The following is a 13,843-nucleotide window of genomic DNA, read 5'->3' on the forward strand; positions in this document are numbered from 1 at the left end:
CCTTTCATGCTTTTATTATTGTCAAAAGACAGGGCTAAACAGCCCTGGTTAAATTATTTATCGTTTAAAGCCACTACGCCAGGCAGAGCCTTTCCTTCCATAAACTCAAGGGAAGCGCCGCCGCCTGTTGAGATATGGCTCATGCGGTCAGCAAGATGGAATTTCTCAACTGCAGCTGCAGAATCTCCGCCGCCAATGACTGAATATGTATCGTTCGCTTCTGCTAAAGCCTCAGCCACTGCTCTTGTTCCGCCGGCGAATTTTTTCAATTCGAACACACCCATTGGCCCATTCCAGATGACCAGCTTGGAATTCTGGATTACATCACTGTAGATTTCGCGCGTTTTAGGTCCGATATCAAGTGCTTCCCAATCAGAAGGAATTTCTTCAATTGCTACTGTCTTAATATTGGCTTCCTCGGAAAAATCGTCTGCTACCACGACATCAACAGGCATGTAGAAGTTCACGCCTTTTTCTTTCGCTTTTTCCATAAAGGACTTTGCAAGTTCAATCTTATCTTCTTCCAATAGGGATTTCCCTACTTCATGGCCCTGTGCCTTTACAAATGTATAGGCCAGTCCGCCGCCAATGATCAGGTTATCTACCTTTTCAAGAAGGTTTTCTATTACACCGATCTTATCTTTAACCTTTGCGCCGCCGATAATGGCTGTAAATGGACGCTCAGGATTTGAAAGAGCTTTTCCAAGTACATCCAGTTCTTTTTCCATTAATAGTCCTGATACTGCAGGAAGATGATGCGCAATTCCTTCCGTTGAGGCATGTGCACGGTGTGCTGCTCCAAAGGCATCGTTCACATACACGTCAGCAAGCTCAGCAAATGCCTTTGCAAGTTCAGAATCATTCTTTTCCTCTCCAGGATAGAAACGCACGTTTTCAAGAAGAAGAACATCTCCTTCACTTAGCGTGTCAACCATTGCTTTTACAGAATCGCCATATGCTTCATCGGCCTTCTTCACTTCTTTGCCAAGAAGCTCTGACAAACGCTTTGCTACTGGTGTTAAACGCAATTCTTCAACAACTGAACCCTTCGGACGGCCCAAATGGCTTGCTAAGATTACTTTAGCACCCTGGTTAGTCAAATACTCAATAGTTGGAAGAGCTGCACGGATACGAGTTTCATCTGTAACCTGTCCATCCTTCATAGGTACGTTGAAATCAACGCGGCAAAAAACTCGTTTGCCTTTTAACTCCACATCTTTTACGCTTTTTTTGTTCACAGCAAAAGGACCTCCTTACCAGGAAAAGCGGAAGCGCCTTGCCCAGGGGCGACAAGTATAAGACGAGCGCTGGCAGAAGGCGTGCTTTGCCTTCAGAAGCGATTGGCTTATGACTCGAGACCCCAGGCGCTGGAGCTAGACACCAACCTAGTCAATTATTTTTACTTTTTGCTTTAAAACAAAAGGGAGAGGGATTGTTTCCCTGCTCCCCTTTTACCCTTATCCATTATAGACGTTAGAGATTTTAATATCCAACAAGATGAGGTATTTTTTTAGAGAAAAAATTCACCTTGAGAATGCTTCGCAAAACGAATTTTTTTCTCGTAAAGATTTCTCAATTGCCGCGATTAACGGGCAGTAGCCCCCTGGAGTAAAACGAGGAGTAACTTCCCGTTATGCCCGGTAACTTCAATTAACCATCAAAGGAGAAGAACTAATTCCCCTCTGATGGAAGTTTTCTTTTTTAAAGTCCTTTTTGAGCGATGTAGTCAACAAGGTCAACTACACGGTTAGAATAACCAGACTCGTTGTCATACCAAGAGATAACTTTTACCATGCTGCCTTCCATAACCATTGTAGACAGTGCATCGATTGTAGAAGAAGCTGGGTTTCCGTTGTAGTCGCCAGATACTAATGGCTCTTCGCTGTATGCAAGAATGCCTTTAAGTTCGCCTTCAGCAGCTGCTTTAAGAGCGCTGTTTACTTCTTCTGCTGTTACATCTTTGTCAAGCTCAGCAACAAGGTCAACAAGAGAAACGTTTGGAGTTGGAACACGCATAGCTCCACCGTTCAATTTGCCTTTAAGTTCAGGCAATACTAGAGATACTGCTTTTGCAGCGCCAGTAGTTGTTGGAATGATATTTTCTGCTGCTGCACGGGCACGGCGGTAGTCTTTGTGCGGCAAGTCAAGGATTTGCTGGTCATTTGTGTATGAGTGAACAGTTGTCATCATACCGCGCTTGATTCCGAAGCTGTCGTTCAATACTTTTGCAAATGGAGCCAAGCAGTTTGTTGTACAAGATGCGTTAGAGATTACATGGTGGTTTGCAGGGTCATATTTATCATGGTTAACACCCATAACCACTGTGATATCTTCGTCACTTGCAGGAGCTGAAATGATTACTTTCTTCGCACCAGCTTCAAGGTGTTTCGCAGCGTCAGCACGCTTTGTGAAACGGCCAGTAGATTCTACTACTACTTCTACGCCAAGGTCTCCCCATCCTAATTGAGCAGGATCGCGCTCAGCAAGTACTTTTACTTTATGGCCGCCAACAACAAGGTAATCGCCATCAACTGTTACTTCTTCATTTAATGTTCCGTGTACGGAATCATATTTTAAAAGGTGTGCAAGCATGTTTGCATCTGTAAGGTCATTTACTGCTACAACCTCTACGTTAGGGTTTTTAAGAGCTGCACGGAAAACAACACGCCCGATTCTTCCAAATCCGTTAATACCAACTTTAACTGCCATGATTATTTCCTCCTTAGAAAGGTAGATTTAATATTTGAAAAGGGATTACCCTTTTAACAACTGTTTTGCTGCACCTTCATCTGTCACTAAAATGGTAGAGGATGGTGCCCGTTTCATGTATGCAGCAATGGCTTTTGCCTTTGAAGAGCCGCCTGCCACTGCAATGACATGTTCAATATGGGATAGGTCATCCAGCTGAAGGCCGATGGTCTGAACCTTATGTACAACCTCGCCGCCTTCATTGAAGTAATAACCAAAGGATTCTCCTACTGCTTGGGCATGCTTGATTTTAACAAAATCTTCTTCACTGGTTTTGCGGCGTTCCGCCATTGTAATAGCGTCCCCAATCCCGTGTAAAACCATGCTAGCAGATTTGATCTGGGTGATTACTTCTTTAATATTGGGTTCCTTAATAATGCTTTCATACATCTCCCTGCTCACCTGGTCCGGTACATAAAGGACGCGGTGTCTGGAATCTGTATGATCAGCCATTTTTGCACAAATGGTGTTAGCCTGATTTTTAACATCTTCCCCAATTCCGCCCCGTGCCGGCACAAACAGCCAATCCCGTTCAGCAAGATCAGGGGTTAGCATCTCCGCTACGGCTGCCATTGTGGATCCGCCGGTAACTGCGATGATATTTTTGCCTTTGAGCCTTGATTTCATACACATCGCTGTTGCCCTGCCAAGCTCCTGCTTTACCCATGGAGATTCATCGCTGTTGCCCGAAACAATGATCGCCTGGCGAATGCCAAGTTTTCGGGATAATTCCTGCTCCATTACGGCTATACCCGATATATCCCTCATTATTCCTTCAAGAGCTTCAAGCAAATCCCTGCCATCGGCAGAAAGGCTCATCCCCGTACTTGAAATGCGGATCAGATTCTGGTCTTTTAAAAATTCAACCTCACTTCTCAGCACTCTTTCCGTCAGGCCCAAACTTACTGCAAGGCTCCTTCTTCCAACCGGCTCCATCAGCCCTATGTAATGAAGGATCCCATAGCGCTTCTGCATAACCGCAAGCATATCAGGCAATAATCTTTTTTGAATATCAATTAGTGAGTACATCCGGATAGCTCCTTAATCATATGTGGTCATTTTTTGTCCCGCATAGACATATTATGTCCCACTTACCACAAAAAAAATCACCCTTGCTTCTCTTCAATAATAGCAAGAGTGAGTAGTGAAATCAACTGATAAAACTCAGTTTTTTTCTGTAAGCGCTTCACTTACCGTAATGGCATCAATATGCCCGAACTGCACTTTATACCCATCAATTTCAACAACCGGGATCATGAGCCCATACTTCTCTGTCAGTTCATCGCTACCATCAATGTCTTTCTCAATTAAAATAAATTCGTACTCTTTCTTTAATTCCATTATTACATCCTTGGCTTTATCACACAGCGGGCATCTGCTGCGTGTATAAAACACGACCTCTGGCTGTTTCAATCAGCAAATCTCCTTTATCAGTCATACCTTTTCCGTTTAGATGATGATGGGATGCCCAGCTGATCCCGATATTTTGCTATCGTCCTTCTGCTGACAACCATCCCCTCTTCTTCCTTCAGCAGCTTCACAAGCTCCTGGTCGGATAAAGGCTTTTGCTTATTTTCCTTTTCTATCATTTTACCAATTATCGTCTTGACCTGCTGTGAAGACGTATTTTCATCGGATGTTGTTTTAATCGTGCTTGAGAAAAACGACCTCAGCTCATAGGTCCCATATGGCGTTTGCGCATATTTTTCCCGGACAGCACGGCTGACAGTTGATTCATGAATATCGAGTTCATCTGATATTTCCTTCATGGTCATCGGCTTCAGATGTGAAGGTCCTTTTATAAAGAAGTCCTGCTGTTTTTCAACGATTTTAAGGGTCACATTCGCAAGAGTCTCTTTTCTCTGCTCTATGCTCCTCATGATCCATTGATAATCCTGCTGCTTTTCCTGAAGGAAGCGGCTGACATTCCGGTCTCCAGAGGCCGCAAACTTTTTATAATAACCTTCATTAAAACTGATTTTAGGAAGCACTTCATCAAAAACACTTACAGAAAAGGAGCTTCCATCCCACTTAATTATCACGTCCGGTGTTATATATGCCGATTTCTCGCTTTGGAAGGATGAAGCCGGCCTAGGATTCAAGGTCTGCACAAGGTCGAATACCTCCTGAATCTCTTTTAGCCCCACACCAAGCTGCTTGGAAATCTCTTTCCATTTCTTCTCCGCAAAAAAGGTAAAGTATTCAGCTAAAATAATTTCAGCGAGTTCATTTCTCTCTGGCAATCTCTTAATCTGCAGGGAAAGGCACTCCTGGAGATTCCTCGCGCCAACACCAGCAGGCTCGAGTTCCTGCAATTCTTCAAGCATCTGTTCCATATTTTCAAGAGGCATCTGGAGCGCCTTGGCAGCTGTCTGCAAATCCGCTCGCAAGTAACCGTTTTCATCAAGGCTCTCAATAAGATGCTCAATTACTTTTTGTTCGTCCTTGTTTAATTTCAAATGAAGCTGCGACTTCAAATATTCATCCAGCTTCATCGTCTTTCCGCAGCCAATCTGCTCAATCCAATTTATTTTATCTTTTTCGACTTTTATTCTCGTCGGTTTGACACGGTCATAACGGGGATCCATCGTCTGGACTTGACCGGACTCTACTTTTAAAAGGGGATTTTCAAGCGCCTTGCTTTCCAAAAAAGCAGAAAGCTCCTGTGTGCTGTATTGCAGAAGGGCAATCGCCTGCGTCAGCTCCTGTGTCATTGTTAATTTCATTGTCTGCTGCTGCCATAACCCAGCTTTCAAATTCATCGTACATTCCCCCTGTCCCCATTTTACAATATTCCAGGTAAATGTTGTATGGAAATATCTTGGCAAATGCCAATCGCACGGGCACTTTACCATCTTTCTGAATACTTCACAATATGCATGGAAGAGGGAAGAATATTCATTTTTTATGGTGAAAACTGTGGATTTTAAGGATTTTTTTGAAATTCAGGCTTAAGTTTAGGAAGTTTTTTAGATTTATGTGCGGATAGAGGAATTTTATTTGCGTATAGGGCCAATTTACTTGCGGATAAATTTTTTTGTGTGCGCATAGGCTGGATTTATTTGCGGATAGCGTAAAAAGTAAAAACTCCCTGTCCATATCAGACAAGGAGTTTTGGCAGCGCCCTCGGCAGGAATCGAACCCACATCTTAAGAACCGGAATCTCACGTGCTATCCGTTGCACCACGAGGGCAGATATTTTAACAGGTGGCTGACCAAGCGCTCAGCCGCTACGATAACTAATTATATGATAAGTTTATTCACTTTGCAAGCCTCCTTTTAGTTTAAAAATTGGAACAATGGGTATCATGGAATGAGATAGCACAGCACAGAAAAAAGTGTCGAACGAATCAAGCACAAATTCTATGCGATTTGTTTGACCTTAATTGACCATCAGTGTATCATGATAATACATAGGAGTTAAAAAATTTTCTTTACTTGGAAGAACATGCTTGTTCATCTTGTGTGTTGACCTTATCTTGAAGGAGGAATTGGAAAATGAACTTAATCCCTACAGTTATTGAACAAACAAACCGCGGGGAGCGCGCTTATGATATTTACTCCCGCCTTTTAAAAGACCGCATCATTATGCTGGGAAGCGCAATCGATGACAATGTGGCAAACTCAATTGTTGCCCAGCTTTTATTCCTTGAAGCAGAAAATCCTGAAAAAGACATTTCCATTTACATTAATAGCCCGGGCGGTAGCATTACAGCTGGTATGGCTATTTATGATACGATGCAATTTATCAAGCCAAAGGTACAAACGATCTGTATCGGTATGGCAGCATCCATGGGTGCGTTCCTTCTTGCTGCTGGTGAGAAAGGCAAGCGTTTTGCCCTTCCAAACAGTGAAGTCATGATTCATCAGCCGCTAGGCGGAGCTCAGGGACAGGCGACTGAAATTGAAATCGCTGCAAAGCGCATTCTTTTCCTTCGCGAAAAATTAAACACAATTCTTTCAGAGCGCACTGGACAGCCGCTTGAAGTCATTGCGAGAGACACTGACCGCGATAACTTTATGACAGCTGAAAGAGCTCTTGAATACGGTTTGGTTGACCAAATCATTACCAGAAACTCTTTGGATGAGAAGAAAGATAAATAATAAGCATAAAAAAACAACTCGCATCTTCCCGATGCGAGTTGTTTTAGTTTTCCTTTTGAATATAGTTCGCAAGTGCCTCAAGAGCTTCGTTTTCGTCGTTCCCTTCAGCCTTGAGGGTAATGACCGATCCTGAGCTTACTGCCAGACTCATCAGCCCCATTATGCTTTTGGCATTTACCTTCTTTCCGTCCTTCTCCAGAAAAATATCGGATGAGAACCGATTGGCCTCCTGTACGAACAATGCCGCCGGACGTGCCTGTAATCCTGTTTTCAGCTTAACTTCAACCTGTTTTTCCGCCATTGTATATCTCCTCCCTGCTGATCCCTCTATCAGTGAGCATCTATAGTGTCGCCTGCCCGGAGTTTCTCAGCGATTTCATCTATTTTTCTTAATCTGTGATTAATACCCGATTTACTGATATTTCCGCCTGAGACCATTTCCCCAAGCTCTTTTAAAGTGACATCCTGGTAAGCTACACGCAATTCGGCAATTTCCCGCAGTTTGTCAGGAAGAACCTGAAGTCCGACAGTTTGATCGATGAACCGGATATTTTCCACCTGGCGCAAAGCAGCTCCAATTGTTTTGTTTAAGTTCGCTGTTTCACAATTTACGAGCCGGTTGACCGAGTTTCGCATATCGCGGACAATCCGGATGTCTTCAAACCGGAGCAGAGCTGCGTGTGCACCGATAATATTTAGGAACTCCGTTATTTTTTCGGCTTCCTTTAAATACGTGATATAGCCTTTTTTCCGTTCAAGCGTTTTGCTGTTCAGCCCGAACGTATTCATCAATTCACACAGGGAGTCATTATGCTCCTTGTAAAGTGAAAAGATCTCCAAATGATAGGAGGAGGTCTCCGGATTATTTACCGATCCCCCGGCAAGGAATGCACCGCGCAGATAAGAACGCTTACAGCATTTCTTTTTTATGAGCTCATTGGAAATATCGTGTGTAAATACGAATCCCTCGCTTAAAATTTTCAGATCATCAAGAATCATGCTGGCCTGTTCCGTTAGCCTGACAATATAAACATTGTTCTTTTTCAGCCGCATTTTTTTCCGGACCAGGAGCTCGACCTGAACGTTGTAATTCCTTTTAATCAGAGTGTAAATCCTTCTTGCAATTGCTGCATTCTCCGTCTGTATATCCACAATCAATTTCCGGCTGGAAAAAGAAAGTGAACCATTCATCCTGATTAAGGCGGACAATTCCGCCTTCCCGCAGCAGTCTTTTATTTCCAGGTTCGTCAATTCTTTTTTCGTTTCCGAAGCGAAAGACATCCCTTCACCTCCTATCCGCAAAAGCGCTAAGCCAGTAGCATATAAAAAGATATTCTTTACTGAGCAAACGTATGCACAGTTTATTTTTTTACCGGCAAAAGCCCTTTCACACCTGTATACTACGCGTTAAAACGCCTATTGGTTTCATGTAAAAGTAAATTATATAGCATTTGGGCAACTTCTTTTGTATCATGGCGAATGATCCCGCCTTCGTGGCTGACAATTTCACCGTGCATTATTTCAAGGCCCAGTTCGGTAAGAGCACCTGTATCATACACAACAGGCTTTGCCATTTCCTCGCTGTACCTCTCCTGAATATGAGGAGGAATTTCCTCATTGTTTACCAGAATGGTATTGATAAAAGCACAGCTCATATGATCATACAATGCTTTTACGTGATCACTTGCCGTGTAATCGAGCGTCTCTCCTGCCTGTGTCATTAAATTGCATATATACACCTTTTTCGCCTTAGAATGACAGACCTCACGTCCCAGCCTAGGGACAAGCAGGTTTGGAAGAATACTGGTATATAAGCTTCCAGGCCCTATGATGATCATATCAGCCTGTCTGATTGCCTGCAGTGATTCAGGCAGGGCTTTGATATTTTTAGGGGTTAAAAATACCCGTTTAATTTTTTTGCCGGAATAGGGAATCTTTGATTCTCCCGATACTATGGTCCCGTCTTCCATTTCTGCATGAAGGACCACACTCTGGTTTGCAGCCGGCAATACCTTTCCCCTTACGTTTAACACCTTGCTCATTTCCTGAATCGCATGAACAAAGTTTCCTGTAATCGAGGTCATGGCCGCTAGAATCAGATTGCCAAGCGAATGCCCGGATAACTCATTGGATGTCGCAAAGCGGTGCTGGAACATCTCCTCAATGAGCGGCTCCACGTCTGAAAGAGCTGCCAGTACATTGCGGATGTCACCGGGCGGCGGGATATGAAGATCATTTCTCAATCTTCCTGAACTGCCGCCATCATCGGCAACTGTCACAATGGCAGTAATATCAACAGGGAATTGTTTCAATCCCCTTAAGAGGACAGGCAGCCCTGTTCCTCCACCGATGATGACGATTCTTGGCTGTCGGTTCATTTGATGTTTTCCTTTCTCCTCTCGATGTCACGGTGCGTGATTGCCGTATGGTAATCCTTGCCGAAATAGTCAGCAATATACTCTGTCAGCGCTACCGAACGATGCTGGCCTCCCGTACAGCCGATTGCAACGACCAATTGAGCTTTCCCTTCCCGTTTATAATGCGGAAGCATGAAGCTCAGCAGCTCCGTAACCTTCTCGAGAAATTTACTTGTTTCAGTCCATTTCAGCACATAGCTGGATACCTCTTCATCTAATCCTGTCTTCGGCCTCATATGCTCAATATAATGCGGATTCGGAAGGAACCGGACATCGAACACCAGGTCGGCATCAATTGGAATTCCATGCTTAAAGCCAAAAGACATGACGTTAACCGTAAATATAGTTTTCTTATTTAATGAGAATTCCGTGAGAATTTTCTCTCGCAATTCCCTTGGTTTCATTTGTGATGTGTTATAAATAAGCTGGGCCCTGCCTTTTAATTCTTCAAGCAGTTCCCGTTCAAGCTTTATGCCTTCAAGAGGCAATCCTGATGGTGCAAGGGGATGGAATCGTCTTGTTTCTTTATATCTTCTGACGAGCGTCGAATCATCAGCATCAAGATATAAAATTTGCGGGGTGACCCAGGATGTCTCGGATAATTCATCCAGCGCTTTAAATAAGTGGTCAAAAAACTCACGGCCGCGCAAATCCATCACCAATGCCACCTTATTCATTTTATTCCCTGATTCCTTCATAAGTTCAAGGAATTTCGGCAGCAGTGTCGGCGGCAAGTTGTCTACACAGAAGAAGCCAAGATCTTCAAAGCTTTGGATGGCTACTGTTTTCCCTGCCCCTGACATTCCCGTAATAATCACCATTTGAGTATCATTAACTGCACCCGTGCTCATTTATAATTTCCCCCTGTTTCTGTCAAATTCAGCTTGGATCCAGCCTGTAACTAAGCAGTTCAAAATCAGGCGTATACGTAAACGTTCCATAAATCATGCCCTGTCCATGAATCATATACTCCAAAATATGTGAATCTCCGGCAGCCATCGGCAGATTCTTAACCTCTGAAAACGGATGCCAGCGAAGTTTGCCTTCATCTGATTCCTCCAGGTTCAGCCCATCAGAAGCTGTAGCCAGGAAAGTAAACATCATCCACTCCTGTACAACCTTATCGCCATCCTTCATGATGAACGTAAAAATGCCTTTAATATTCGGATTTCGCAGATAAATGCCTGTTTCTTCCCTGAACTCACGGATGCACGAGTCCCTCACTGATTCACCCGGCTCCATTTTTCCGCCCGGAGCCACCCACCAGCCTCTTCTCGGCTTCTGTAAAAGCAATACTTTATCGTCTTTCAGTAACACACAGTTCGTGACTCGCTGCAACACATTTCACCTCTAATTTTCCGAAATCATACCGCTGCCGCCTTTTCATGAAATCGCTTAAAGTAAAGGCCGGCTAACGTTCTTTTCTTATTCATTTCATTATACTATTTTTGGCTTACAGCCACAATGAATACAGGTTTCCAAAAAACATTCTTCACTGTATTTATGCAAAAAAAGAGCACAGGCATGTGCCTGTGCTTTAAAAGGATTATATCTTTAAAAGGGGGTCAATTTCTATTCCTATACTACCCGAAATTTATTTCATGAAGGTTACAGGAGAATTAAAACCACATGACTTTTTGTAAAACTTTTCAACCAGTGGCTTTTTTTACTAAAATAAAAGGCATACAGCCCCTAGGACCATATGCCTGTTCCCATTATTTCTTCACTTTAAGGCGTTCTTGCAATTCTTCAACATAGTGCTGGGCGCTTTGGGCAGCGATGCTTCCATCACCTGTTGCTGTAACGATTTGGCGAAGGGATTTTTCGCGGATATCTCCGGCTGCAAAAATGCCTTCCACCCTTGTTTCCATTCGGTCGTTTGTTTCAATATAGCCATTGCTGTTCGTGATGCCAAGGCTTTCAAATGGCTTGGAAAGAGGAACCATGCCGATATAGATGAAGACACCATCTGCTTTGAATTCTCTTTCTTCCCCTGTTTCAGTAGACACAAGCGTTACGCTGCCTACTTTTCCGTCCTTATCATTAACTTCCTTCACTGTAGTGTTCCAGATAAAGTCGATTTTTTCATTGTCAAACGCACGCTGCTGAAGAATCGCCTGCGCACGAAGCTGGTCCCGTCTATGAACGATTGTCACCTTAGAGGCGAAACGGGTCAAATATACGCCTTCCTCAACAGCAGAGTCACCGCCGCCGACTACAACAAGCTCTTTGCCTTTAAAGAATGCTCCATCACAAACTGCACAATAGGATACACCGCGTCCGCCAAGCTCTTTCTCACCAGGAATGCCAAGCTTTTTGTATTCGGCACCAGCAGAAATAATTACTGAGCGTGCTTTATATTGCTTCGATCCAGCAATAACAGTTTTATATTCTTCGCCGTCAATGATTTCTTTAATATCTCCATACGCATATTCAGCGCCAAATTTCTTCGCATGATCGAACATTTTGGTGGATAAATCCGGGCCTAAAATATGGTCAAAACCAGGATAGTTCTCAACTTCTTCTGTATTGGCCATTTGTCCGCCCGGAACACCGCGTTCAATCATTAGTGTAGACAGATTTGCACGAGATGTATATACAGCTGCCGTCATCCCTGCCGGACCTGCGCCAGCGATAATGACATCATAAATTTTTTCTTCAGTCACAGCGATTCACTCCTTCAGTAATCAGAAATCCAGTATTTTAAATAAAACACTCTATAAATACGCATATTATAGTATGACCTTCTTACTGTTATCCTATAAAATTGGCGCGTGTTTCGTCCATACATCTGCTCACTGAAGGCGGTCGTTCACCGATTTTACATATTTACCCATCGTTGAAGCGGAAATCCCGTATCTTCCTGCAATTTTTGATTGGGAAACCTTTTCGTTTCGAAGCTTATGCCAGACATACTCAATTGCTGCAGCCCAAGCCTTATTGTTTTTTATATTCTGGCAGTTATTTGTCAATTCAGCAAAAATGGTAAACCACATTAAATACAGGCCGGCTTCCACCGTGCCAATCGGATGGTAGTTTTCATAAAACAGTTCAGCTGTCTCATGCGCAGCCTGAACCTGGGCAGGCGCTTCCTGGTCTGTTTTCACAAAAGAGAGATATTCCTTCTCCACAGCTGAAAACTTATTGTTTCGTACAATTGCTTCAGAGATCAAAATTTCATCTCTTCTGCTGGATACTGACGTAAGGAAAAGGCCGAATAACCGCTCTTCAATATAGTCGCTTTCCAGCTTTTTTAGAATGGATGAATAATGGTCTTCAAAGCCGCTGCTGGTTACTTTTTCATCGTTCCAGGGCTCAAAGCCTTCTTTTTCCGGATTAATCTCAATGGCTTTCTTCCATGCTGATTTCGCCATTTCTTCACGTCCGGTAAAATATGCGGAATAGGATAGCCAGTAATAAAATGGTCCGTCCCCTTCAAAGCCTTTCTTTTGAAGCTTGCGAAGCCATGCAAAGGCAGCCTCATATTCGCCGGTCAAAGCAAAAGTGGCACCAAGCTTGAACTGATGTTCAATTGAAAGCGGCTTAATTTTTTTCAGAGCCTCTTTCAACAAGCGCACCTGCCTGAAATCCCGCTCGTAAAAAGCAAAGACAAGCTTGTTGCACAAAGCGTGCAGATTACCCGGATTTTCTTCCAGCACCTTCTCTAAAATATCTGCTGCCTTTTGCACTTCTCCAAGGTAAAAATACGCCAAGGCCAAATTGTTGTATGCGGACCAGTACTCCGGATACTCATCAATCACAGAGTTCAGTATCTCAACCGCTTTTGGAAAATGACCGGACTCCAGCAATTCCCGTGCGTGTTCCTGTTTCGTTATCAGGTCATCCTGCTCGTAGAGCTCATCATCCAAATCTTCCCCTTCAAGCGTCAGAAGTTCCAGCAGATCCTCTGTATCTTCCGTAAACTCTCCGTCCCGATCCAAATCCAGATACGTATTTGCATGCGTGTAAGCATCTTTGAAAAGGCCCATATGAGCATAGTTGTTGGCAAGGAAATAATGGCATTCCACCATATCCTCATCAAGCTCTTCCAATATCATATGAAGCAGCTTATTCGACTCCTGATACTCACCCATTTCTGAATGGACAATTGCAAGCTGGCAGATAATCATCGGTTCACCCGGCTCAAGCTGCATCGCCCGCATTAAATATTTCTTTGCTTTATGAAAATCCCTGCGGTGGTACGCCTTAATCCCTTTGGAAAAATAGTACTCACCATTCGGGATAAATGACAGTAACTTTCCCTTTTGGTGTCTAGCTTTAGAGTCTTTACTCATGAAATCCTCCATAAATGTTAGTAACTAAAGTAGTATATCACACGAACAAGCCTGTGGAGAAGGGAAGAAATGACAATACTATTTCCCATCGGAATTTTTTATTGGAAATCTTATCGCGGTTATGTTTTAAAGGGTTGTTGCGGTGGTTTAATAGGGGAGCTAAATTCGGAGATAAACTGCTCGCTTCGCGCCGGGTGATAGCAGCGGCCTTTGGTGGTGCCGGTGTGGGGGATGAGGGAATCGAATAACCTTCTGGATATATGAGGAGATTTCAGTGAA

At 43.5% G+C, this 13,843-nt stretch carries 13 protein-coding genes and 1 tRNA gene; 1 reads left to right on the forward strand and 13 read right to left on the reverse strand.

Going from position 1 to position 13,843, the window contains the following annotated elements; all coding sequences use genetic code 11:
- Positions 1–53 precede the first annotated feature (53 nt).
- The 6 genes from AC0VZ9_RS24175 to AC0VZ9_RS24200 all read right to left on the reverse strand — a co-directional run bounded on the left by AC0VZ9_RS24175 (position 54) and on the right by AC0VZ9_RS24200 (position 5,941).
- Positions 54–1,238: a phosphoglycerate kinase gene (locus AC0VZ9_RS24175; protein WP_009331816.1), complete on the reverse strand. Its 1,185-nt coding sequence runs from the start codon at positions 1,236–1,238 to the stop codon at positions 54–56.
- A 463-nt stretch (positions 1,239–1,701) separates the two neighbouring features.
- Positions 1,702–2,709 carry a type I glyceraldehyde-3-phosphate dehydrogenase gene (gap, locus tag AC0VZ9_RS24180; protein WP_009331817.1) on the reverse strand — a complete coding sequence of 336 codons (1,008 nt, stop codon included), beginning with the start codon at positions 2,707–2,709 and terminating at the stop codon, positions 1,702–1,704.
- 45 nt (positions 2,710–2,754) lie between these two features.
- Entirely contained in the window at positions 2,755–3,777 is a 1,023-nt protein-coding gene (locus AC0VZ9_RS24185; protein ID WP_009331818.1) for a sugar-binding transcriptional regulator, read from the reverse strand.
- A gap of 135 nt (positions 3,778–3,912) precedes the next feature.
- Positions 3,913–4,161 carry a glutaredoxin family protein gene (locus tag AC0VZ9_RS24190; RefSeq protein ID WP_083390465.1) on the reverse strand — a complete coding sequence of 83 codons (249 nt, stop codon included), beginning with the start codon at positions 4,159–4,161 and terminating at the stop codon, positions 3,913–3,915.
- A 17-nt stretch (positions 4,162–4,178) separates the two neighbouring features.
- Positions 4,179–5,510, reverse strand: coding sequence for an RNA polymerase factor sigma-54 (gene rpoN / locus AC0VZ9_RS24195; RefSeq protein ID WP_475396803.1), 1,332 nt, complete (start codon positions 5,508–5,510; stop codon positions 4,179–4,181).
- Positions 5,511–5,869: 359 nt separating this feature from the next.
- Positions 5,870–5,941, reverse strand: a tRNA-Arg gene (locus tag AC0VZ9_RS24200).
- A gap of 305 nt (positions 5,942–6,246) precedes the next feature.
- Between AC0VZ9_RS24200 and clpP the strand changes: the two genes are divergently transcribed.
- Complete coding sequence (gene clpP / locus AC0VZ9_RS24205; protein ID WP_009331821.1) at positions 6,247–6,852, forward strand: ATP-dependent Clp endopeptidase proteolytic subunit ClpP; 606 nt, start codon at positions 6,247–6,249, stop codon at positions 6,850–6,852.
- Between the two features lie 43 nt (positions 6,853–6,895).
- On the opposite strand, the gene AC0VZ9_RS24210 is transcribed toward clpP, so the two are convergent.
- The 7 genes from AC0VZ9_RS24210 to AC0VZ9_RS24240 form a co-directional block, all read right to left on the reverse strand.
- Positions 6,896–7,153, reverse strand: a complete 258-nt coding sequence (locus tag AC0VZ9_RS24210; RefSeq protein ID WP_009331822.1) for an HPr family phosphocarrier protein — start codon at positions 7,151–7,153, stop codon at positions 6,896–6,898.
- A 29-nt stretch (positions 7,154–7,182) separates the two neighbouring features.
- Positions 7,183–8,133: a DNA-binding protein WhiA gene (gene whiA / locus AC0VZ9_RS24215; RefSeq protein ID WP_009331823.1), complete on the reverse strand. Its 951-nt coding sequence runs from the start codon at positions 8,131–8,133 to the stop codon at positions 7,183–7,185.
- A gap of 119 nt (positions 8,134–8,252) precedes the next feature.
- Positions 8,253–9,230 carry a gluconeogenesis factor YvcK family protein gene (locus AC0VZ9_RS24220; protein ID WP_009331824.1) on the reverse strand — a complete coding sequence of 326 codons (978 nt, stop codon included), beginning with the start codon at positions 9,228–9,230 and terminating at the stop codon, positions 8,253–8,255.
- Positions 9,227–10,120: an RNase adapter RapZ gene (rapZ, locus tag AC0VZ9_RS24225; protein ID WP_009331825.1), complete on the reverse strand. Its 894-nt coding sequence runs from the start codon at positions 10,118–10,120 to the stop codon at positions 9,227–9,229. Before rapZ ends, AC0VZ9_RS24220 begins: the two co-directional genes overlap by 4 nt.
- A gap of 28 nt (positions 10,121–10,148) precedes the next feature.
- Positions 10,149–10,607, reverse strand: a complete 459-nt coding sequence (locus AC0VZ9_RS24230; protein WP_019383301.1) for an 8-oxo-dGTP diphosphatase — start codon at positions 10,605–10,607, stop codon at positions 10,149–10,151.
- Between the two features lie 377 nt (positions 10,608–10,984).
- Positions 10,985–11,935 (reverse strand): thioredoxin-disulfide reductase, encoded by a 951-nt coding sequence (gene trxB / locus AC0VZ9_RS24235; RefSeq protein WP_071156433.1) that lies wholly within the window; start codon positions 11,933–11,935, stop codon positions 10,985–10,987.
- Positions 11,936–12,064: 129 nt separating this feature from the next.
- Positions 12,065–13,564: a tetratricopeptide repeat protein gene (locus AC0VZ9_RS24240; protein WP_071156431.1), complete on the reverse strand. Its 1,500-nt coding sequence runs from the start codon at positions 13,562–13,564 to the stop codon at positions 12,065–12,067.
- Positions 13,565–13,843: the final 279 nt, after the last annotated feature.

This window comes from Cytobacillus sp. QJM3NY_8 (assembly GCF_056173585.1).